17 protein-coding genes and 1 pseudogene are annotated in these 22,824 nt (G+C 69.0%); 10 read left to right on the top strand and 8 right to left on the bottom strand.

Going from position 1 to position 22,824, the window contains the following annotated elements; genetic code table 11:
• Position 1 precedes the first annotated feature (1 nt).
• Positions 2-1,105, top strand: coding sequence for a 3-oxoacyl-ACP synthase III family protein (locus A5758_RS16465; protein WP_067201879.1), 1,104 nt, complete (start codon positions 2-4; stop codon positions 1,103-1,105).
• Positions 1,089-1,985: a 3-oxoacyl-ACP synthase gene (locus A5758_RS16470; protein WP_067741960.1), complete on the top strand. Its 897-nt coding sequence runs from the start codon at positions 1,089-1,091 to the stop codon at positions 1,983-1,985. The genes A5758_RS16465 and A5758_RS16470 overlap by 17 nt, the downstream gene beginning before the upstream one ends.
• 183 nt (positions 1,986-2,168) lie before the next feature.
• Here the strand turns inward: A5758_RS16470 and ppsA are convergent, their stop codons facing one another.
• Genes ppsA through A5758_RS16490 form a run of 4 tightly spaced genes read right to left on the bottom strand, consistent with a single transcriptional unit; the run spans position 2,169 to position 10,891 of the window.
• Positions 2,169-4,574: a phosphoenolpyruvate synthase gene (gene ppsA, locus A5758_RS16475; protein ID WP_067741963.1), complete on the bottom strand. Its 2,406-nt coding sequence runs from the start codon at positions 4,572-4,574 to the stop codon at positions 2,169-2,171.
• Between the two features lie 25 nt (positions 4,575-4,599).
• On the bottom strand, positions 4,600-5,628 hold the full coding sequence (locus A5758_RS16480) for a dihydroorotate dehydrogenase-like protein (RefSeq protein ID WP_067741966.1): 1,029 nt from the start codon (positions 5,626-5,628) through the stop codon (positions 4,600-4,602).
• Positions 5,628-9,209 carry a pyruvate:ferredoxin (flavodoxin) oxidoreductase gene (gene nifJ, locus A5758_RS16485; protein ID WP_067741970.1) on the bottom strand — a complete coding sequence of 1,194 codons (3,582 nt, stop codon included), beginning with the start codon at positions 9,207-9,209 and terminating at the stop codon, positions 5,628-5,630. The genes A5758_RS16480 and nifJ overlap by 1 nt, the downstream gene beginning before the upstream one ends.
• Positions 9,206-10,891, bottom strand: coding sequence for an NAD(P)-binding protein (locus A5758_RS16490; RefSeq protein WP_067741973.1), 1,686 nt, complete (start codon positions 10,889-10,891; stop codon positions 9,206-9,208). The genes nifJ and A5758_RS16490 overlap by 4 nt, the downstream gene beginning before the upstream one ends.
• Positions 10,892-11,000: 109 nt before the next feature.
• Between A5758_RS16490 and A5758_RS16495 the strand changes: the two genes are divergently transcribed.
• The gene (locus A5758_RS16495) at positions 11,001-12,383 is read left to right on the top strand and encodes a wax ester/triacylglycerol synthase family O-acyltransferase (RefSeq protein WP_067741975.1); all 1,383 of its coding nucleotides are present in this window, start codon (positions 11,001-11,003) and stop codon (positions 12,381-12,383) included.
• On the opposite strand, the gene A5758_RS16500 is transcribed toward A5758_RS16495, so the two are convergent.
• Together A5758_RS16500 and A5758_RS16505 are read right to left on the bottom strand one after the other, a co-directional pair.
• Complete coding sequence (locus A5758_RS16500; protein WP_067741978.1) at positions 12,378-13,058, bottom strand: PAS and ANTAR domain-containing protein; 681 nt, start codon at positions 13,056-13,058, stop codon at positions 12,378-12,380. The genes A5758_RS16495 and A5758_RS16500 overlap by 6 nt on opposite strands.
• A gap of 93 nt (positions 13,059-13,151) precedes the next feature.
• The gene (locus A5758_RS16505) at positions 13,152-13,601 is read right to left on the bottom strand and encodes an Hsp20/alpha crystallin family protein (RefSeq protein WP_067201886.1); all 450 of its coding nucleotides are present in this window, start codon (positions 13,599-13,601) and stop codon (positions 13,152-13,154) included.
• 147 nt (positions 13,602-13,748) lie between these two features.
• On the opposite strand from A5758_RS16505, the gene A5758_RS16510 reads away from it, so the two are divergent.
• From A5758_RS16510 to A5758_RS16535, 7 genes and pseudogenes are all read left to right on the top strand, one after another.
• Complete coding sequence (locus tag A5758_RS16510) at positions 13,749-14,132, top strand: helix-turn-helix transcriptional regulator (RefSeq protein ID WP_067201837.1); 384 nt, start codon at positions 13,749-13,751, stop codon at positions 14,130-14,132.
• 77 nt (positions 14,133-14,209) lie between these two features.
• Positions 14,210-14,746, top strand: coding sequence for a DUF1360 domain-containing protein (locus A5758_RS16515; protein WP_067741980.1), 537 nt, complete (start codon positions 14,210-14,212; stop codon positions 14,744-14,746).
• A gap of 71 nt (positions 14,747-14,817) precedes the next feature.
• A pseudogene (locus A5758_RS25305) lies at positions 14,818-15,004 on the top strand (ANTAR domain-containing protein); the annotation flags it as partial.
• A 42-nt stretch (positions 15,005-15,046) separates the two neighbouring features.
• Positions 15,047-16,228, top strand: coding sequence for a zinc-dependent alcohol dehydrogenase (locus tag A5758_RS16520; RefSeq protein ID WP_067741983.1), 1,182 nt, complete (start codon positions 15,047-15,049; stop codon positions 16,226-16,228).
• A gap of 69 nt (positions 16,229-16,297) precedes the next feature.
• Positions 16,298-18,448, top strand: coding sequence for a glycogen debranching protein GlgX (gene glgX / locus A5758_RS16525; protein ID WP_067741986.1), 2,151 nt, complete (start codon positions 16,298-16,300; stop codon positions 18,446-18,448).
• Positions 18,449-18,557: 109 nt separating this feature from the next.
• A complete protein-coding gene (locus A5758_RS16530) occupies positions 18,558-20,312 on the top strand; it encodes a sensor domain-containing diguanylate cyclase (RefSeq protein ID WP_067741989.1) in 1,755 nt (584 codons plus the stop codon).
• A gap of 91 nt (positions 20,313-20,403) precedes the next feature.
• The gene (locus tag A5758_RS16535; RefSeq protein WP_082939211.1) at positions 20,404-21,171 is read left to right on the top strand and encodes an SDR family oxidoreductase; all 768 of its coding nucleotides are present in this window, start codon (positions 20,404-20,406) and stop codon (positions 21,169-21,171) included.
• 106 nt (positions 21,172-21,277) lie between these two features.
• On the opposite strand, the gene A5758_RS16540 is transcribed toward A5758_RS16535, so the two are convergent.
• Positions 21,278-22,246, bottom strand: coding sequence for an aldo/keto reductase (locus A5758_RS16540; protein ID WP_067741992.1), 969 nt, complete (start codon positions 22,244-22,246; stop codon positions 21,278-21,280).
• 9 nt (positions 22,247-22,255) lie between these two features.
• Positions 22,256-22,824: sensor domain-containing protein (locus A5758_RS16545; RefSeq protein WP_197503962.1), on the bottom strand; the 569-nt coding region annotated here is incomplete at its 5' end.

A 22,824-nucleotide genomic window follows, 5' to 3' on the forward strand; every position in this document is an offset into this window, starting at 1 on the left:
GATGACTCGGCACTGGCTGGTGATGGAAACAACCGGCAAGGGCGGTGAGGCCCCCTTCGTCGCGCGGGTCGCGGCCGCGGGCCGGCATCTGCCCGGAACCCACCTGACGACCGACGAGCTCATGGCGTCCACCCGCCACCGCACCCACATCGACCTGGAACGGCTCACCGGGATCCGCGAACGCCGGGTGTCGGTGGGCGATGAGGATTCCTACACCCTGGCGAGCTCGGCGGCGCTGAACTGCCTGGCCACCGCGCAGCAGGATCCGGCGGCGCTGGACGTGGTGATCAGCTGCAGCATCACCAAGTTCCGCGACGGGCTGACCCAGTGGCTCGAGCCGACCATGAGCAGCGCCGTGGCGCGCGGGATCGGGGCGGTGAACGCGATGACGTTCGACGTGTCCAACGCGTGCGCCGGAATGCTTACGGGCGTGACGATTTTGAACAACTGGATCCGCGAGGGCGTCGTCGAGCGCGGGCTCGTCGTCAGCGGCGAGTACATCTCGCAGCTCAGCAACAACGCCGCCCGGCACATCCGCAACATCATGAGCAAGGAGCTGGCCTGCCTGACCCTGGGCGATGCCGGCGCGGCGCTGCTGCTAGAGCGGGCACCGGCCGGTTCGGCGGGCATCGCCCTGGCGGGCTTCACCACCGTCGCCGACTACAGCCGGCTCTGCCTGGCGTATCCGCAGGGGGACGACCCGGGCGCGCGGATGTTCACCAACTCCCGCGCCATCCAGAAGGCCGCGATCGCCGACACCCCGCTGTTGTTGAGCGAAGTGCTTGACACCGTTGGTCTTTCGATCCACGACATCGACCACGTCATCACCCACCAGACGTCCGCGCGCGCCATCCGCAAGGGCATGGCGCGGATGTCGGAGGTGTTCGGCGACAGCCCGCGCCACGACGCGGTGATCACCGTCGACCGCTACGGCAACACTGCCTCCACGACCCACACGGTGGCGCTCGTCGAGGAACTCGAGGCCGGGCGGATCAGGCCCGGGGAGCGAATCGCGTTGCTGGCGCTGGCCTCCGGGCTGGAGATCGGTGTGGTCTTGTTGACCCTGGACGAGGATGTGGTGAGCCGCTATGGGCACGGTGATTGATCGGATCGACGTCTCGCATCCGCGGTTGCGGGGGCGCCACAGCGCGTTGCACCTGGCCGTCGTCGCCGCCAAGGACTGCCTGAAGCGGGCCGGATGCGATGCCTCGGACCTCGACCTCGTCGTCAACGCCGGCATTTATCGCGACCGCAACCTCGGTGAGCCGGCGCTCGCCGCGCTGATCCAGGACGACATCGGCGCCAACCCGGGGGACCCGCACGCCGGCGCCCACGGCACCTTCTCCTTCGACATCGCCAACGGCACGTGCGGGCTGCTGACGGCGCTGCAGATCGTCGACGGATTCATGCGCAGCCACGCGATCCGGCGTGCGCTGGTGGTCGCCAGCGATGCCGACCCCGGCCACGGGATGAGCGAGCACTTCCCGTTCTCGGCCGCAGGGGCGGCGATGCTGTGCGGGTGGTCCGACGACGACTACGGCCTCAGCCGGGTCTCCTGGGTGAATGACCCGAGTGAAGCCGGTGACGAAAGCTTCAGCGCCACGGTGGGTTTCGCCGATTCCCGCAACGTCCTGCGCTTCTCCGAGTCGGCGGCGATGGACGAGAGGTTCGCCGCGGCGGCCGGGCGGGCGGTGTCGGCGTGCCTGGAGGAGCAGTCGGTGCGGCTGTCCGACGTCGACGCGATCGTCGCCGCCCCCGCCCGGCCCGGATACCGCACCGCGCTGGGCGCCCGGCTGGGCGTGCCGGTCGAGGCGATCAGCGTCGCCGACGACGAACGCATGCACACCGCCGCCCTGGCCGCCGCGTTCGGGCAGCGGGCCGAGCGGTTGCCGGCGGGCGCGCGGGTCCTGTTCGTCGCGGCCGGGGCCGACGTCGTCGCTGGCGCCGCCCTCTACCGCCAGCCGCCCCGGGCCACGGCGCCATAACGACGAAACCCGTTACTGGACGCTCACTTCAGCAAGATTGCCTGGCGCACAACCACGTCAAGCGAAATTGCGCTCAAGGTCGTGTATGCGCTCATTGAACGGCGCTGTCGGCAATGTCGGCGGGAGACGCCAGGACCGATCTCGGCCAGCCGGTCGCCCCGACCCCGCGCTCGGTCCCCTCGATCACTGCAGTTGCACCGCACGCTCGAGGTCCAGGATCTGCCGGGTGGTCTTGACGACCACGTCGGGGTTCAGGCTGATCGAGTCGATGCCGCAGCGAACCAGGAACTCGGCCATGTCGGGGTAGTCCGACGGCGCCTGACCGCACAGCCCGGAGTGAATCCCGTTGCGCCGGCAGCCCTCCACGGCCAGGCGGATCATCTCCTTGACGCCCTCGTCGCGTTCGTCGTAGTCGAAGGCCACGATCTCGCTGTCCCGGTCGACGCCGAGGGTCAGCTGGGTGAGGTCGTTGGACCCGATGGAGAACCCGTCGAAGCGCTTGGCGAACTCGTCGATGAGGATGACGTTGTTGGGGATCTCGCACATCGCGTACACCTTGAGCCCGTTCTCCCCGCGGCGCAGACCGTGTTTGGCCATCTCCGCCAGGACCAGGTCCGCCTCGGCCACCCGGCGCACGAACGGCAACATCAGCACGACGTTGGTCAGCCCCATCTGTTCGCGCACCCGCTTCATCGCCCGGCACTCCAGCGCGAATCCCTCGGCGTAGGCCGGGTGCGCGTAGCGCGAGGCGCCGCGGAAGCCGATCATCGGGTTGCTCTCGGCCGCCTCGAAGCCGCTGCCGCCGACCAGGCTGGCGTACTCGTTGGTCTTGAAGTCCGACATCCGCACGACGACGGGCTTGGGCCAGAAGGCGGCGGCGATGGTGCCGATCCCTTCCGATAGGCGCTCCACGAAGAATTCGGCGCCGTCGGAATAGGCGTAGGTCAGGGTTTCGATGGTCCGCCGTGCCTCGGGATCGTCCACCCGGTCGGGGTGGAGCAGGGCCAGCGGGTGCACCCGGATGTACTCGTTGATGATGAACTCCATCCGGGCCAGCCCCACGCCGTCGTTCGGCAAGAACGACGTCTTGAACGCCAGATCCGGGTTGCCGAGGTTGAGCATGATCTCGGTGTGCGGGCGCTCCTGGTCGGAGACCTCGGTGCGATCGACGCGAAAGCCCAACTCGCCGCGGTAAACCCGTCCCGTGTCGCCCTCTACGCACGACACCGTGACGACCTCGCCGTCGGGCACGCTCGTGGTGGCGTTGCCCGCGCCGACGACGGCGGGGATGCCGAGCTCGCGGGCGATGATCGCCGCGTGGCAGGTTCGCCCGCCGCGGTTGGTGACGATGGCCGCGGCGATCTTCATGATGGGTTCCCAGTCGGGCGTGGTGATGTCGGCGACCAGCACGTCGCCGGGCCGGAACTCCGACAGCTTCCCGAGGTTGTCCATGCGCCTGGCGATGCCCGTGGCGACCTTCTCGCCGACCGAGCGGCCCTCGGCGAGCACCTCCTTGCCCTCGGTGCCCTTGCTCTCGAGCACGTAGCTTTCCACGACCGTCAGGCTGCGCTGGGAGGCCGCGGTTTCTGGGCGCGCCTGGACGATGTAGAGCCGCCCGTCGAGACCATCCTTGGCCCATTCGATGTCCATCGGCCGCCCGTAGTGGCCCTCGATCGCGCAGGCATAGCCGGCCAGCTCGAGGACGTCCTCGTCGGTGACGCAGAACCGGGCGCGGTCGGCCTTCGGGGTGGGGATGTTGCGGGTGGTGTTCTTCGTCTCGCCCTCGACGAAGATCATCTTGACCGCCTTGTCCCCGATCAGCCGGCGCAGCACCGCGCGGTGGCCGGCCTGATACGTCGGCTTGTGGACGTAGAACTCGTCGGGGTCGACGGCGCCCTGGACCACGTTCTCGCCGAGCCCGTAGGCGCCGGTGATGAATACGACGTCGTGGAAGCCGGATTCGGTGTCCAGGGTGAACATCACCCCCGACGAGGCGAGGTCGGAGCGCACCATCTTCATGACGCCGATCGACAGCGCCACCTTGAAGTGGTCGAAGTCCTGGTCGATCCGGTAGTGGATGGCCCGGTCGGTGAACAGGCTGGCGAAACACCGGCGGCAGGCGTCCAGCAGGCTCTCGGTGCCCTTGATGTTGAGGAAGGTTTCCTGCTGGCCGGCGAAGCTGGCGGTCGGCAGGTCTTCGGCGGTCGCCGAGCTGCGCACGGCCAGGCTGACGTCTTCGCCGTATTCCTCCTGAAGCTGCCGATAGGCGGCCGTGATCTCGGCGGCGAGCTCCGGGGGAAGCCCTGCGCCGTAGACGATTTCGCGGGCCCGCTTGCCCTTGCGTGCCAGCGCGGTGACGTCGTCGGGGTCGAGATCGTCGAGCGCGGCGTGCAGCGCGTCCCAGGCGCCGGCGGTGTCCAGCAAGTGCCGGTAGGCCTCGGCGGTGATCGCGAACCCGTGCGGGACGCGCACGCCCTGCCCGGTCAGCTTCTGGAACATCTCGCCCAGCGAGGCGTTCTTCCCGCCGACTAGCGGGACGTCCTCGATGCCGATTTCTTCGAAGAAGCGGATGTAGGTGAAATCGTTCATGGTGTTCTTCCTTCGGCAGGTTGCATCAATAAGTTTCGTAGATACCGCTGTTCGCTTTTCGCATGATCCAGACGTAGTCCGCCCGTTCCCGGGCGGTTAACGACCCCGGCTCCTCTCCGCCGGGTGCCGCCAGCAGCCCCCGCACCTCGTCGAGGCGCCGAAAACCCTTGCGGTCCAGCCAGTCGGCGAGGTCCCGCAGCAGCACGGCGGCGTACTCGGGACCGTGGCGCAGCAGCGCCGACGCCGACTGGACGACGTCGGCCCCGGCGAGCAGGTACTTGGCCACGTCGCGTGCCGTCTCGACTCCCGTGCTAGCGGCCAGGGATGCCTGTATGCGCTTGTGCAGCAACGTGATCCACGTCAGCGGCAACCCGGTGTCCGCCGGGGTGGACAGCGCGACGGTGCGCACGGTGCCGAGCGTCTCGGGGTCGATGTCGGGCTGCAGGAACCGGTTGAACAGGACCAGGCCGTCGGCGCCCGCCGCCTCCAGCCGGTGCGCCATGTCGGCGGTCGCGCTGAAGTACGGGCTGAGTTTGACTGCGACCGGGATGTCGGTCGCGCTTTTGACCTCGGCCAGCACGTCGAGGTGGCGCTGCTCCACCGCGCGGCCGTCCACGCCGGCGTCGCCTGGCAGGTAGTAGATGTTCAGCTCGATCGCCGCCGAGCCGGCGTCCTGCATGCGGCGGGCGTAGTGCGCCCAGTTGCCGGGTGTGGACGCGTTGAGGCTGCCGATCACGGGGACGTCGACCGCGGCGACCGCGCGCTCGAGCTGGCGCAGGTAGCGGTGGGCGCCGCTGCCGTTGCCTGACGGTTCGACGGTGGCGGGGAAGTAGCTGAGCGACTCGGCGTAGCTTTCGCTGCCCTGCAACGCCATTCGCTCGTTGTGCGCCGCCTCGCGGCGCAGTTGCTCCTCGAACAGCGAGTACAGCACCACCGCCCCGATGCCCGCGTCGGCGAGCCGGCGCACCCCGTCGACCGTCCTGCTCAGCGGGGATGCCGATGCCAGCAGGGGGTTGCGCAGCCTCAGGCCCAGGTAGTGAGTGGTCAGGTCCATCAGCCCTCCCTCCGCGCGTCGGACGGGAAGTGGCGCGGGTCGCGGGAGGCCATGTCCTCGTAGTCGTTCCAGCGCTGGTCGATCGACTCCTGCGCTAGCGCCGCGAGGCGTTCGGCCTCGTCGGGGTCGGTGTTGGTCAGGCTCCGGTAGCGCAGCTCGCGGCTGCGGTAGTCGGCCAGGGGCAGGCGGGGCCGGTGCGAGTCCAGCAAGAACGGCGGGTTTCCGGTGGCGCGTAGCACCGGGTCGTAGCGGATCAGCGGCCAGTGCCCGCAGGCGACGGCGCGGTGCTGCTGATCCAGGCCGTTGCGCATCTCGAAGCCGTGCGCGATGCAGTGGCTGTAGGCGATGATCAGCGACGGCCCGTCGTAGGCCTCGGCCTCGCGGAAGGCCAGCAACGTCTGTTGCGGGTCGGCGCCGAAGGCGACCCGCGCGACATAGACGTTACCGTACGAGATCGCCTGCAAAGCAAGGTCTTTGCGCGGTACCGTCTTGCCGCCGGCGGCGAACTTGGCCACCGCGCCCAGCGGTGTGCTCTTCGACATCTGCCCGCCCGTGTTGGAGTACACCTCGGTGTCGAGCACCAGCACGTTGACGTTGTGCCCGCTGGCCAGCACATGGTCCAGGCCGCCTGCGTCGATGTCGTAGGCCCAGCCGTCCCCGCCGACGATCCACACGCTGCGGCGCACCAGATGCTCCATTACGCTCTGCAATTCGTTACCGACCGCCGGGTTCAGCCGGTCGAGCCGGCCGCGCAGCTCGGCGACGCGGCGGCGCTGCTCGTCCAGTTCGGATTCGCGGCGCTGCGGGGCGGCCAGGGCCGCGTCGACGAGGTCGGGGCCCAGCGCGTCGCGCAGTTCGGTCAGCCGCTGGCGGGCCTGGCGGAGATGGGTGTCGGCGGCCAGCCGCAGCCCGAGCCCGAATTCGGCGTTGTCTTCGAACAACGAGTTCGACCAGGCGGGCCCGCGTCCCTCGGCGTTGGCCGTCCAGGGCGTGGTGGGCAGGTTGCCGCCGTAGATCGACGAGCAGCCGGTGGCGTTGGCGATCACCAACCGGTCACCGAAAAGCTGCGAGAGCAATTTGAGGTAGGGCGTTTCCCCGCAACCGGCGCACGCGCCGGGGAATTCGAACAAGGGCTGCAGGAACTGCGTGCCGCGGACGGTACCGAAGTCGACCCTCGAGCGGTCGGCCACCGGCAGAGTCTCGAAGAACGCGATGTTCTCGCGTTCGGGGGCGACCAGCGGTTCGCGCGGCGCCAGGTTGATCGCCTTGGTCACCGGCGTGCCGGGCACCACGGCCGGGCAGGCCTGGACGCACAGGTCGCATCCGGTGCAGTCCTCGACGTAGACCTGCAGGGTGTAGCGGGTGTCGGGCAGGCCGACCGCGTCCAGCGGCGCCGAGGGGAACGTCGCGGGGGCGTCACCGAGGTGCTCCTGGTCGTAGAACTTGGTGCGAATGACGCTGTGCGGGCAGACGAACGAGCAGTTGCCGCACTGGATGCACGTGTCGGGGTCCCAGACCGCGACGAGGTCGGAGATGTTGCGCTTCTCGTAGGCCGCGGTGCCGCTGGGGTAGGTGCCGTCGATCGGGAGGGCGCTGACCGGCAGCGCGTCCCCGCGCCCGGCGATCATCTCGCCGGTCACCGCCCGCACGAAGTCGGGGGCGTCGGGTCCGATCGGCGGCTCGAGCGCGATGGCGGAGTTTGCGGTGTCCGGGACATCGACCTGGTGCAGCCGTTGCAGGGCGCGGTCGACGGCCTCGGCCTCGCGGGCCACCACGTCGGCGCCCTGCCCGGCGTACGTCTTGGCCGCGCTGTCCTTGATCCGGGCGAGCGCCTGTTCCAGCGGCAGCACACCGGAGATGGCGAAGAAGCAGGTTTGCAGCACGACGTTGATCCGCCCGGCGAGCCCGACCTCACGGGCGATGCCGCTGGCGTCGACGACGTACAGCCGGATGCGCTTGTCGAGGATCTGGCGCTGCACGCTGCCCGGCAGGGTGTCCCACACCTTCTCGGGCGGGTGCCTGGTGTTGAGCAACAGCGCGGCGCCCGGGGCGGCCCGGCCCAGCACGTCGAGCTTGTGCAGGAATCGCTCGTGGTGGCAGCCGACGAAGGAGGCCTGCTGCACCAGGTAGGGCGCGTGAATCGGTTCGGGCCCGAATCGCAGGTGCGAAACGGTTTGCGAGCCAGATTTTTTCGAGTCGTAGACGAAGTAGCCCTGGGCGTAGAGGTCCTCCTCGCCGCCGAGGATCTTGATGGTGTTCTTGTTGGCGCCGACGGTGCCGTCCGAGCCGATGCCGAAGAACACCGCGCGCACCGTGTCTGTGTCTCCAGGGGTCTCGATGTCGAAGCTCGGGTCGTAGTCGATGCTCGTCTGACTGACGTCGTCGTCGATGCCCACGGTGAAGCGGGCCCGCGGCCGGTCGCGAGCAAGTTCGGCGAATACGCCGGCGACCATGGCCGGGGTGAATTCCTTCGACGACAGCCCGTAGCGCCCGCCGCACACCATCGGTAGCGCCGACCGCTCACCGCTCGCGTACGCCTCGGCGAGGGCCGCGACGACGTCCAGGTACAGCGGCTCGCCGTGCGACCCCGGTTCCTTGGTGCGGTCGAGCACGCCGACCGCGCGCACGGTCGGGGGCAGCGCGGCCAGCAGCGCCCGCACCGGGAACGGCCGGTACAGCCGCAGCCGCAGCACCCCGACCCGCTCGCCGCGGGCGACCGCCGCCGCCACCGTGGCGGCGGCGGTCTCGGCGCCGGATCCCATCAGCACCACCACCCGCTCGGCCTGCGGGTGTCCGGAGTACTCGACGATGTGCATTGGCCGCCCGGTGCGGCGGCCGAGCTCGCTCATCAGGTCCTCGACCATCTCGGGCACCCGGGCGTAGAACGGGTTGACGGTCTCGCGGGCCTGGAAATAGGTGTCGGGATTCTGCGCGGTGCCGCGGACGAACGGCCGCTCCGGCGACAGGGCGCGCTCGCGGTGGGCCAGGACCAGCTCCTCGGGAACCAGGGCCCGCAGGTCGTCGTCGTCGAGCAACCCGATGGTGTTCAGCTCGTGCGAGGTGCGGAAGCCATCGAAGAAGTGCACGAACGGGATTCGGGTGCGCAGCGTGGCCGCGTGCGCGACCAGGGCCAGGTCGTGGGCCTCCTGCACCGAGGCCGACGACAGCAGCGCGAAGCCGGTCTGGCGCACCGCCATCACATCCTGGTGGTCGCCGAAAATCGAAAGACCCTGCGCGGCAATCGATCTGGCCGCGACGTGGATCACCGCCGAGGTCAGCTCGCCGGCGATCTTGTACATGTTCGGGATCATCAGCAACAGGCCCTGCGACGAGGTGAACGTCGTGGCCAGCGCGCCGCCCTGCAGGGCGCCGTGCAGGGCGCCGGCGGCCCCGCCCTCGCTCTGCATCTCCACCACCGTGGGCACCGTGCCGAAGACGTTGGGCCGGTGCCGGCTCGACCAGTCGTCGGCCAGCTCCGCCATCGGCGAGGACGGGGTGATCGGGTAGATGCAGCACACCTCGTTGAGGCGGTAGGCCACCGATGCCGCCGCCTCGTTGCCGTCGATCGTGGCGCGCGTCATCGCGGCTCCGGGATCATCTCGGGGACCATTTCGATGGCGTGCACCGGGCACTGCTCGTAGCAGGTGGCGCACCCGGTGCAGCGGTCGTAGTCGAAGCGATAGCGGTGACCCGGCCCCAGCTTGATCACCGCGTCCTCCGGGCAGGCGCCCAGGCAGCCGTCGCACTCGAAGCAGTTGCCGCACGATAGGCACCGGCCGGCCTCGAACGTCGCGGCCTGCGCCGACAGGCCGCCGACCACTTCGTCGAATCCGGTGATGCGTCGCGCGGCGGGAAGTTCGGGCTCGGCCCGCCGGGAGGCATCGCCGAAGTACCACGGGTGCAGCCGGTCGAACTCCGCGGTCGGGTGCTTGGGCAGTCGTTGCAGGTCGCCGCCGCGCAGCCACGCGGCGATGTGGTGGGCCGCCTTCTTGCCATGCCCGACGGCGACCGTCACGGTGCGTTCGCAGGGCACCATGTCACCGCCGGCGAACACCCCCGGGCAGCCGGTCATCAGCGACGACGACACCCGCACCGAACCGTCGTCGTCGAACTCCACGCCGGGCAAGCTGCGCATGAACGCCGACTCGGTCTCCTGCCCCAGCGCCATGATCACGGTGTCGGCCGCCAGCGTCTCGTATTGCCCGCTCGGCACCGGGCGTCCGGAGTCGTCGAGCCGCATGAGCTCCACCTGGAGCTCGGGGCCGTCGAAGGCGGTGATCGTGCGCAGCCAGTGGATCCGCACGCCCTCGCGCTCGGCCTCTTGCACCTCGTGCTCGTGCGCGGGCATCTGGGCCGCGGTGCGGCGGTAGATGATGACGGCGTCCTCGGCGCCCAGCCGGCGCGCGACGCGCGCGGCGTCCACCGCGGTGTCGCCGCCGCCGTAGATGGCGACGCGGCGGCCGAGCTCGGGTGTTTCGCCGGCGGCGACGGCGCGCAGGAACGAGACCGCGTCCAGCATCGACCCGGCGTCGGCGGCCGGGATGTCCACGCGCTTGGCGAGGTGGGCGCCGACGGCGACGAACACCGCGTCGAAGCCCCCCGCGTCGCGTTCGGCGGCCAGGTCCTGCACCCGGTGCCCGCACGTGAACTCCACGCCGAGGGCGGCGATGCGGTCGATCTCGGCGTCCAGCACATCGCGGGGCAGCCGGTATTTCGGGATGCCGTAGCGCATCATTCCGCCCGGCTGCGCGCCGGTGTCACGGACCTCCACCAGGTGGCCGAGCCGCGCGAGGTGATAGGCGGCCGACAGCCCGCTGGGACCGGCGCCGACCACCAGCACCCGCTTGCCCGTCGGCTGCGGCGGGGGGTCGAACAGCCATCGCTGCGCGCGGGCGGTGTCGCCGAGGAATCGCTCCACCGCGTGGATCGACACCGAGGAGTCCAGATGCGCCCGGTTGCAGACGGATTCGCAGGGGTGGTAGCAGACGCGGCCGTGGATCGCGGCGAAGGGATTGTCGGCGGTCAGCTGCCGCCAGGCTTGCTCGAAGCGTCCTGCTCGGGCGTGGGCCAGCCACGCCTGGATGTTCTCGCCGGCGGGGCAACCGGCGTTGCACGGCGGCAGCAGATCGACGTAGATCGGGCGGCGTTCGCGGACCGGGCCCGTGCGCGGCCGCCCGTGCAGGAGGTCGGGCAGTGCGGTCAGGTCGGTGCGGGACGCGGCGGCGAAAGCATCTGCCTCGCTGCTCAATTGCTCTCCCGTCACCCCCCTCACGATATGGGCCCGGGGCGCGCCGCCACAGCCGCCGTTTGGCCTCAGTAGTTGAGGACTTACGGCCCTGCCAGCAGGGCATTGCGGTGCGGAAAGTAGCACCATGGAGCAATTGACCGCGCTCGATGCCGGCTTCCTGGAGGTGGAGGACTCGGATCCGCATGTCAGCCTGGCGGTGGGCGGTGTGTCGATCGTGGAGGGACCGATCCCGACCTACGACGAGTTCGTCGGCGAATTCGCCGGGCGGGTGGCGGCGGTACCGCGCTGCAGGCAGATCCTGCGCACCCATCCGCTCGACCTGCGGCCGCCGGAATGGACGGACGACCCCCACTTCGACCTCTCGCGTCACCTGCACCGCGTCGCGCTGCCGCAACCGGGCCGCGACCCGGAGCTGTTCGAGATGATCGCGTCGCTGATGGAACGCCGACTCGATCGTGAACGCCCCCTATGGGAGTCCTGGATCATCGAGGGTCTCAGCGGAAACCGGTGGGCGGTGCTCACCAAGATTCACCACTGCATTGCCGACGGCATCGCGATGACGCAACTGTTCGCCAAGTTCGGCGACGACGGTGACGGCGGCACCTTTGCCGTCGACGTCGGCGCCGCCAGGAAGCCGGTCCGGCGCGGGGTGGACCTGTCCAAGATCAGCCTCAACCCCCTGAGCTGGGCCAGCGGAATCGGGCGAAGCGCGCTCGGTGCGGTGACCGCGGCCGAACACGCGGCGATCGGGGCGGCCGAGCTGGCCACCGCGCTGATGCGCCCCGCCCCCGAGTCATCGCTGAACGGGCCGGTGACCGCGATGCGGCGGTACAGCGTGGCCCGCGCCCGGCTGACGGACATGAACAAGGTCGCCCGAGCATTCGGGGTCACGCTGAACGACGTTGCGCTGGCAGCGATTACCAACAGTTACCGGGCCGTCTTGCTGGCGCGCGGCGAGCAACCGGGCCGAGACTCGCTGCGCACCCTGGTCCCCGTCTCGGTCCGCGCGGTGGACCACTTCAATGTCGCGGGTAACCGGGTCTCGGCGATGCTGCCGTTGCTGCCCGTCGACGAGGCGGACCCGGTGCAACAGCTGAAACTGGTGCACGACCGGCTCACCCACGCCAAAGCGAGCGGTCAGAGCGAGGGTGGCAGCGCGGTGGTGGTGGCGGCCAGGAGCACCCCGTTTGCGCTGTCCGCGTGGGCGATTCGCTTGCTATCGCGGTTCCCCCAACGCGCGGTCGTCGCCTTGGCGAGCAACGTTCCCGGTCCACGGAGCCGCCAGCGGCTGATGGGCCGCCGGGTGCTGGAACTCCTGCCGGTTCCCCCGATCGCTCTGCAGGTGCGCACCGGCGTCGGGATGCTCAGCTACGCCGACAGTTTCGTCTTCGGCATCACCGCCGACTACGACACGGCGCCCGACATCGACGCGCTCGCCGCCGGCATCGAGAAGGGGATGGCGCAATTGATTGCGGCCGCCCGTACCCGGCGCCGCAAGTCCTCATGATGCGTCGGACTGGATGATGCGTTCATGCGCCGTCAGCATTAGGTGGTCGAACTCCGATTGGGCACCGAGGCGCAACCCGGCGCCGCGGAAGTCTTCGGCGATCTGCTCGGCAAGCGGGCGCAACTTGATGTTCGCTTCCTGTGAAAGCCATTTGAGCAACTCGAAGGCCGCGCTGTCACTGATGCCGTAGATCAGCATCAGCATGCCCTTGGCCTGTTCGATCCCGGCCCGGTTCCCGTTGATCTCGGCCAGCCTGGCGCTGACGATCTCCTCCGCCACCTGTCCCGTGGTCGGGGTGACGTCGATGTAAAACCCTTGCGTTCCAACGACGTCGCCGTCGTCGTCGAAGAACCGGTCGCCCACAACGACGACGTGGCGCACATTCCCGTCGGTGTCGATGATTCGATGGCGAGTGCTGAACGCCTGCCGGGTGTTGACGATCTGATCGATGGTGGCCGCGACCTGTCCGCGGTCGTCCGGATGCTTGTGCGAGAGCACCAGATCGGTGGTGGGCGTCACGCTGCCGGGCTCATACCCGTGCATCCGCTGCACCTGTTCCGACCACTCCCAGCGCTGGTCGGTGAAGTAGAAGCGAAACCAGCCGGCCGGTTGCGCGGCGCCGCCGGCCAACGCCTGTTCGACGTTAGCCCGTTGGCCGTCCAGTTCCCACTTCATCTCGCACCTGCTCTCCCGGCGTTCTGGATCCGGCGGAAGGCGGCGGCCCGTGTGATTCTGCAGGGACCCGGGCCGCCACCTGCCCGCCGGACATCAGGCGTTGATGACCTCGCGTTGCGAGGCGTTCTCATTGATGGCCGTTTGCCCGTCCCCGCGCCCGACGGAGATCTTGCGCGGCTTGGCCCGTTCGGCCACCGGAATGCGCAGCCGCAGAACACCTTCGCGGTAGGACGCCTCGATCTTGTCGGTGTCGAGGTTGTCGCCGAGCACCAGCTGCCGGCTGAACACCCCGCGCGGGCGCTCGGTGGCCAGCATCTCGCGGTTCGGGTCGAGGGCGGGCCGCTCGGCGCGCACGGTCACGACGTTGCGCTCGATGTCGATGTCGAGCGACTCGGCGTCGATGCCGGGCAGGTCGAACTCGACGACGAACTCCTCGCCCTGGCGCCAGGCGTCCATCGGCATCACTGCCGGCCGGGCGGCCGTACCGAACACCTGGTGGGCAAAGCGGTCGAGGTCACGGAAGGGGTCGGTACGCATCAGCATGGTGGTCACCTCTCACTCCAATCTAGGCTGTGGTCTGGCTATTACCTATGTCCAATGACATAGATTTGGTATAGCACTGTCGACATAGTGGCGCAAGTGTGATAAATAGATTTTCTAGGCCAGCTAGCTTTCGAGGAGAGACGCGTGATGACCGACCAACGCGGCGATTCCGGCGTCCCGGCGCCCGATCACGGCGTGTATGGCATCTCGGTGGCCGCCGAGCTCTCCGGCATCCCGGTGCAGTCGCTGCGCCTGTACGAGCGCTATGGGCTGCTCGCGCCGGCGCGAAGCAACGGCGGAACCCGCCGCTACAGCGCCGACGACCTGGCCCGGCTCAAGCGCATCAGCGAGCTGGTCGACGCCGGCATCAACCTGGCCGGCGTCGCCCGGATCCTCGACCTCGAGGATCACAACGCGACGCTCTCAGCGGCCAACACCGACCTACGGTCCACGAACCGGACTCTGCGGAAGGGCGCGAGAACCGCGAAGGTCACGCAGGGCGCCGGCGAACCCGGCGAAGGGGCCGGCTGAGGTACCGCGGGTCCCCCGATTGCGCTCACCGACTTCGGGTACACAGCCTGCTGTGCCCTTGAGTTGAAGGAGATGCAATGGGAGAGGTGGCTGAGGCCAAGGCCCAGGTGGTCGACGGCGCACGGCGCGAAGCGGACGAATACCGCGGCGACGAGCCCCGGCCGCTGGGCGGCTACGTGACGGTGTTGCTCATCTACACCGCCCTGGTGGCCGTCGCGACCACGGCCGCGCTGCTCACCGGGCGGACGTTGCCCACCCGGTGGCGGATCCAGGACCTGATCACGGTCACCCTGGGCACCCACAAGCTCTCGCGGACGCTGACCAAAGACGCGGTGACCAGCCCGTTGCGCGCGCCGTTCACCCGCTTCGCGGGCAGCGGCGGACCGGCCGAGGTCATGGAGGAGGTCCGGCACGATAGCCCGTTGCGGCACAGCCTGGGAGAACTGCTGACGTGCCCGTTCTGCCTGGATATGTGGGTGGCGACCGGCTTCGCCATCGGCTTGGTCTTCGCGCCCAGGTTCACCCGCCTGGTCGCCGGCGTCTTCACCGTGTTGACCGGCGCCGACTTCCTTCAGCTCGCCTACGCGATGGCGCAGCAGTCGGCCGAGGGTTGAGCCGCGCTCAGCCGGTCTTCGGCATCGAGATGCCCTCGCTTGCCGCGAACTGCGCGCCCTCCCCGGAGGACAGCGCCCTGGCTTCACGGGACATGATCGGGCAGCCCAAGGGAATCGTCATGGACCGCTTCAATCTCGACGCCGTCGAAGCGTTCGAACTCCTCGCCCGGCTTTTCGCAGCAATCCAACACCAGGCTCATCGACATCGCGAAGTCGTTGATCGACAGCGAGCGTCCACTCAAACGCCGGCGCCGCTAAGGCGGCGTTTCGAGGGCCGCGAGGCGGGTATGTGCTGTCCACATGAAGGCTGTCACGTGGCACGGTAAGCGCGATGTGCGAGTGGAGTCGGTGCCCGACCCGAAGATCGAGCAACCTACCGACGCCATCATCGAAGTCACGTCGACCAATATCTGCGGGTCCGATCTGCACCTCTATGAGATCCTCGGGGCCTTCATGAAGCCCGGAGACATCCTTGGACACGAACCCATGGGAATCGTGCGCGAGGTCGGGGGTGAAACGGGCGACCTGCGGGTCGGGGACCGGGTCGTCATCCCCTTCCAAATCTCTTGCGGCAGTTGCTACATGTGCGACAAGCGGCTTTACACCCAATGCGAGACCACCCAGGTGCGCGACCAGGGCATGGGGGCCGCGCTGTTCGGCTACTCGGAGCTCTACGGCGAGGTCCCCGGCGGCCAGGCCGAACTGTTGCGCGTCCCGCAGGCGCAGTTCACCCACATCAAAGTCCCTGTGGGGCCGCCGGATTCGCGGTTCGTCTACCTGTCCGACGTGCTGCCGACGGCCTGGCAGGCGGTGGCCTACGCCGACATCCCGGACGGGGGCACGGTCACCGTGCTCGGCTTGGGCCCGATCGGCGACATGGCCGCGCGCATCGCCGATCACCTCGGCTATCGGGTGATCGCCGTGGACCTGGTGGCCGAACGGCTCGGACGCGCCGCGCAGCGCGGCATCCACACCATCGACCTGGGCCGGCTCGACTCGCCACTCGGGGAGGCGATCCGGGACCTGACCGACGGGCGAGGCTCCGACTCGGTCATCGATGCGGTGGGCATGGAAGCGCACGGTTCCCCGGCGGCCAAACTGGCCCAGCAGGCCACCGGCATGTTGCCGGACTTCATTGGCAAGCGGCTGATGCAGACCGCCGGCGTGGACCGGCTCAGCGCGTTGTACTCCGCCATCGACATCGTGCGCCGCGGCGGCACGATATCGCTGATCGGCGTGTACGGCGGGATGGCCGACCCGCTGCCGATGCTCACCCTCTTCGACAAGCAGGTGACCCTGCGGATGGGCCAGGCGAACGTGAAGAGGTGGGTGGATGACATCATGCCGCTGCTCACCGACGACGACCCGCTGGGCGTCGACACTTTCGCGTCGCACGTGCTGCCCCTCGACCAGGCCCCGCACGCCTACGAGATCTTCCAGAAGAAGCAGGACGGTGCGGTTAAGGTCATGTTAAGGCCCTGAAAACCGCTGTGCGGCAAGGCCTCTCCGCTCCATCGTTTGGGGGAGGCCCCGGTAGGGTATTGAAGCGCCATGACATCCACAGAAGCCTCCGCCCCCACGCCCACCGGAGAGGTGTGGCCGGGCCGCGCCTATCCCTTAGGCGCCACCTACGACGGTGCGGGCACCAACTTCGCCGTGTTCAGCGAAGTGGCCGAGCGGGTGGAGCTGTGCCTGTTCGACGCGGACGGAAACGAGAGCCGCGTCACGCTGCCGGAGGTCGACGGGTTCGTCTGGCACGCCTACATCCCCAACATCGAGCCCGGCCAACGCTACGGCTACCGGGTGTACGGCCCGTACGACCCGCAGAACGGCTTGCGGTGCAACCCGAACAAGCTGCTGGTGGACCCCTACTCAAAGGCCATCGACGGCTCGTTCGAGTGGGACCAGGCCCTGTTCAGCTACAACTTCGGCGAGCCGGACAGCCGCAACGACGACGACTCCGCCGCCTTCATGCCCAAGTCGGTGGTGATCAACCCCTACTTCGACTGGGGCAACGACCGGCCGCCGGACCGCCAGTACGCCGACACGGTCATCTACGAGGCGCACGTCAAGGGCCTCACGCAAACCCACCCGGACATCCCCGAACAACTGCGCGGCACGTACGCGGCCGTGGCGCACCCCGTGATCATCGAGCACCTCAAGAACCTCGGTGTCACCGCCATCGAGCTGATGCCGGTGCACCACTTCGCCAACGACTCGACCCTGGTGGACAAAGGCCTCTCTAATTACTGGGGCTACAATACGATCGGGTTCTTCGCACCCGACTTCAAATACTCCAGCGCCACCTCCCCCGGTGGGCAGGTGCAGGAGTTCAAGGCGATGGTGCGGGCCCTGCACGAGGCCGGCATCGAGGTCATCCTCGACGTCGTCTACAACCACACGGCCGAGGGCAACCACATGGGCCCGACACTGTCGATGCGGGGCATCGACAACGCCGCCTACTACCGGCTGGTCGACGACGACAAGCGCTACTACATGGACTACACCGGCACGGGCAACAGCCTCAACGTCGGGCACCCGCACGCGCTGCAGCTGATCATGGACTCGCTGCGCTACTGGGTGACCGAGATGCACGTCGACGGCTTCCGGTTCGACTTGGCGGCGACACTGGCCCGGGAGTTCTACGACGTGGACCGCCTGGCGGCGTTTTTCGAACTCGTGCAACAGGATCCGACGGTCAGCCAGGTCAAGCTGATCGCCGAACCCTGGGACGTCGGGCCGGGCGGCTATCAGGTCGGCAACTTCCCGCCGCAATGGACGGAATGGAACGGCAAGTACCGCGATGCCGTCCGCGACTTCTGGCGCGGCGAGCCCTCGACGCTCGACGAGTTCGCCTACCGGCTGTCCGGGTCGGCCGACCTGTACGAGCACACCGCGCGCCGGCCGGTCGCCTCGATCAACTTCGTCATCGCCCACGACGGCTTCACACTTCGTGACCTGGTGTCCTACAACGAAAAACACAACGAGGCCAACGGCGAGGACAACAACGACGGCGAAAGCCACAACCGATCCTGGAACTGCGGCGCGGAGGGGCCCACGGACGACCCGGGCGTCAACGCGCTGCGCGCCCGCCAACAGCGCAACTTCCTCACCACGCTGCTGCTGTCGCAGGGTGTGCCGATGATCTGCCACGGTGATGAGTTGGGCCGCACGCAGAACGGCAACAACAACGGCTACTGCCAGGACAACGAGCTCACCTGGATCGACTGGGCAAAAGCGGATAACGGCCTGCTGGAGTTCACCCGCGTGGTGTCGGCGCTGCGCGCCAACCACCCGGTCTTCCGCAGGCGCCGGTTCTTTTCCGGCAAGCCGCTGGGCCGCCGCGGCCAGGACGGCCTGCCCGACATCGCCTGGTTCACCCCGGAGGGAACCGAGATGACCGAGGAGGACTGGGGCGCGGGGTTCGCGAAATCCGTCGCGGTGTTCCTCAACGGGCACGGCATCCCCGACCGGGACCCCCGAGGGCAACGGGTGCTCGACGACTCGTTCCTGCTGTGCTTCAACGCCCACTACGAGCCGATTGAATTCACCTTGCCGCCAAAGGAATTCGGTGCCGCGTGGCAACTTATGATCTTCACCGGACCCGAGGAGGAGACGCCCGCGGAGGAGGTGCCCGGGGGAGGGGCGCTCACCGTGGACGCGCATACCGCCGTGGTGTTGCAAGCCCCCGACCGAGGCTGACGCGCGTCGGTGACCTTCGCCCCGCGATTGATGACCTTTTGCCCCCAGACATCGGTTCCCTACTCCCGCACACTGTCGGTTGCGCCGCGGGGGAAGAAAGGGGCAGCCGATGGAGAGGCCGAGCCCCGACGCGTGCCTGAACGACGTGGCCTGGTGCAGACGGATCGCCCTGGCGGTGGTATTTGCCCTCGCGGGGGTGACATGGGTGGGCTGGGCGACCGGTATCGACCGGCTGACCCGGATCGATCCGACCTGGCCGCAGATGATGCCGTGGACCGCGTTGTGGCTGGCGATGCTGAGCATGGCGATCCTGGCGCAGGCGGGCTACCCATCGCGGGGGCGCGTGTGGGCCGGGCGTGTCTTGGCCCTGAGCGTGGGCGCTCTTGCCGCCATCACCGTCGTCGAGTACGCCATCGGTCGGCCGTCATCCGGCCTGGACCTGGCCTGGTTCGGGGACGCGGTGCGCGCGTCGCAACAGACCTGGCCGGGACGCCCGAGCCCGCAGACGGCGTCATCGATGCCGTTCGTGGCGGTCGCCGTTGCACTGATCCGAGTGGATCGCGGAACCCGCGTGGTCTGGCCCGCCTGCATGGCGGCCGGCGGGGCCATTTCCTTCGTCACGCTCGGGGCCTACTTGTTCAACGCGTTGGCGCTGGTGGGCTATACGCCATCGACGGGCCAGGCGCTCATGACCGCCTTGGCTCTACTGCTGCTCGTCGCCGCGACTGCGCTGGCACGCCCCGACCGGTCTCCAGTCGCCTGGCTGCTCGCCCGGCCCGACCGCAAGTCACTGCTTCGGCTGGCCGGGATCCTCGCCGGCTTTCCGATCGTCGTCGCAGTATCGCGGCCGATCTTCCTGCGGCTCGGGCTGGGCGAGCACGCGGAATGGACCTTCTCGATACTGCTGGGCACCGCCATCGTCGGGGCGATCACGTTCTTCTTCATCCAGCGCGAGCACCGGCTGCTCATGGAGCAGGAGCTGGTCAGTAAGGAACGCGCCGACGCCGAGATGCGCTATCGCATCCTCGCCGACAACGCGGTCGACATCATCGTGCACCTGCGTGGCGGCGAGATTGTGTGGATCTCGCCGTCCGTGGAGGCGGCGTTGGGCCGGCCACCGCAGGGCTGGACCGGCTCGGATTTCGACCGCCACGTCCATCCGCGCGACCTCGAGAAGGTCATCAGCGCGCTAAGCCGGGTCGCCGCCGGCGAATCGGTCCTGCAACGGTTCCGCGTGCGCTCCGCCGACGGCAACTACCACTGGGTCGAGGGCCACGGAAAACCCTACGTCGACGGCGAGGGCAACACCGACGGCCTGATCGCCGCGGTGCGCATCATCGACGAGCAGGTAGAGGCCGAACGGCGGCTGGAACGGATGGCACGGTTCGACATCCTTACCGGGCTGGTGAACCGGGCCGAGGCCATCAGCCGATTCGAGGCCGCGATGCAGAAGCCGCGGCCGCTCGGAACGTACGTCGGGGTCTTGTTCTGCGACGTCGACCGCTTCAAGGAAATCAACGACACCTGGGGCCACGGCGTGGGCGACTGTGTGCTGGCAACCCTCGCCGCAAGGATCCGTGGAAGTGTGCGCGGGACCGACACGGTGGGCCGGATGGGGGGCGACGAGATACTCGTCCTGCTGCCCGACATCCACAGCGTCGACGAGCTCGCCCAGATGGCCGAGAAGATTCGCCGTCGTGCCGCCGAACCCATTGATGTATCCGGGAAGTGGTTATCGGCGACACTGAGCATCGGTGCCACGCTCGCCATGCCCGGCGAGTCCGTCGACACGATCACCGCCCGGGCGGACGCGGCCATGTATCGGGCCAAGCTGGGGGACCGGAACACCGTCGTTCGCAACTAAGTAGCCGAGCCCTCGCCCTGCGACGGGTGCTATCCGGTAGGTTTTTGCCGACGGCAGCTCGTTACAAGAGAGGGCAAATATGTCAAGGACAGTGGTGGTGGGCGCCTCGAGCGGACTCGGTCGCTGCATCGGCGTCGGCCTCGCCCAGCGCGGCGACCAGGTCGCGCTGCTGGCCCGGCGCCGCGAGCGCATCGAGGCGGCGGCCAAGGACGCCGGCCCGGGCGCGGTCGCTATCGAATGCGACGTCACCGACGAGGCGTCGTGCCGGTCCGCGATCGCCGCCGCCGCCGACGCCCTGGGCGGCATCGACAACATCGTCTACACACCCGCCGTCGGGCCACTTGTCCGTATGGTCGACACCGACGCCGCGACCTGGCGGCGCATCTTCGACACCAACGTCATCGGCGCGGCGCTGGTGACGGCCGCGGCGGTGCCGCACCTGACGGTCTCCGCGGGCAAGGCGGTCTACCTGTCCTCCGACGCAGGCACGTTCGGGCCGCCGTGGCCGGGCCTGGGTGCGTACGGGGTCAGCAAGGCGGCCCTCGAGCGCATGGTCGACGCGTGGCGGGCCGAACACCCCGACATCGGCTTCACCACCTTCATCGTGGGGGAATGCCCGGGTGGCGAGGGGGACGCGGCCACCGGCATGAACATCGGCTGGGACATGGACCTCGCCATGAAGGCCGTGCCGCTGTGGGCGTCCCGCGGGTGCATGCCCGGCAAGCTGATGCCGGTCGAGGACCTCGTCGACGTGGTGCACACGATCCTGCGGACGAACGCCGCGACCTCGATGCCGGTGGTGGTGGCCAGGGGCGCGCCCGCCAGCCCCGCCGCGTTCGCGGATTCCGCGCAGTCCTAGCGGCGATCGCAAGCGCGGCGGAGCCGGGTGCGGCGGGTCGCCGCCGTGGGCCTAGCGGCGATCGCAAGCGCGGCGGAGCCGGGTGCGGCGGGTCGCCGCCGTGGGTCTAGCGGCCCAGCTTCTCGCGGACCAGGTCGGTCAGGAAGCGCCCGGCCGAGGTCGGCCGGAAGGCGCGGGCCGCCCCCGTGAGCGCCTCGCGCGCATCCGGGGGCAGCTCGATGTCGGCGGCGGCGACGTTGAACTCGAGTTGCTCGACGCTGGACGCGCCGGGGATGGCGACCACGCCCGGATAACTGATCAGCCAGGCCAGCGCCACCTGAGCGGGCTTGGCGCCAACCGTGGTCGCGACGTCGCGCAGCGTCTGCAGCAGCGGCTCGACGCGGCGCAGGTTCTCGGTGCCGAACAGCGAGTTCAGCGCCCGAATGCCCCCGGGACGGTTGTCCAGGCCGTATTTCCCTCCCAGCAGGCCCTGTTCGACCGGGCTGTAGGCGATCACGATCCGGTTCTCCCGCTCGGCGAAGGGCACCAGTTCCTCCAGCGCCCCGGCGTGGGCCAGCGAGAAGTGCACCTGGTTGCTCACGACCGGCCGCCCGAGCGCCGCGTCGGCCTTCCGCCACCGGTCGAGCGAGTAGTTGGAGACGCCGACCGCGCCGATCTTGCCGCTGTCGAGCAGGTCTCGCATGCCCGGCATGATCACCGTGTCGGGGACCAGCGGGTTGGACTGGTGGATCTGGTAGAGCGGGATGCGGTCCAGCCCCAGCCGCCGCGCGCTGGCGCGCTCGCGCTGTTTGATCACGGCGGGGAAGGGCGCGACCGGCATGATCTTGCTGGCCACCGCGACGTCGGCGCGCTCGTCGCCGAGCGCCTCGCCGAGGATCCGCTCGCTCTTGCCCAGCCCGTACACCTCGGCGGTGTCGAACAGCGTCACCCCCAGGGCGCGGGCGCGGTGCACGATGTCACGCGCGGCGCCCGAGGCGTAACCCTCGCCGTAGCCCCACTCGCGTGACCCGAACTGCCAGGTGCCCAAGCCGATTCGGCTGACCCGGCCCACTCCGTCGACGTCGAGATACTTCATGTGTCCACCCTAGCCAGGGATCTTGCCCAGCACGTAGTTGGCGATGCCCACCCCGGCCAGCCGCGGTTGGCCGCTGTCCGTCGTGCCGCTGCAGGAGACCATCAGGTCGACGATGACATTCGCCTTGGCCGCGATCGCCCGGGCCGAGCGGATCTGCAGGCCCCTGGGGGCGAGGTCCAGCGTGGTGATGCCGTTGGGGGCGTCGGCGGGCTCGCCCACCGCAAACGGGAGCGCCTCCCCGTTGGCCGGTGTCAGCGTCACGGTTAAGCCGCCGCATCGGCGCCACCCCGACAGCAACGCTTCCAGCTGCGCCCGGGCCGCCGCCGGGTCGTGGAAGGCCACCACGGCCTCGATCACCTGAGTCGACTTGAGAAAGCTGCGCGAGTCCCGGAACTCCGCCGCGCGATATCCGGTGACGCCGGCGCCGCTATAGGCGTCCGGCGTGCCGGGGGCGACGCTGCCCCAGCATTCCGGCCGGTCGATCGCCCCTTCTGCGCTGGAGCGGCCCATGTTGTCCCACGTCTGGCCGGCCTCGATGTTTTCGTCGGTGGTGAGGCTCTTCAGGGCTTCGGCGCCCG

The sequence above is a fragment of the Mycobacterium sp. 852014-50255_SCH5639931 genome, assembly GCF_001665605.1.
In the GTDB taxonomy this organism is placed as follows: Bacteria; Actinomycetota; Actinomycetes; order Mycobacteriales; family Mycobacteriaceae; genus Mycobacterium; species Mycobacterium paraffinicum.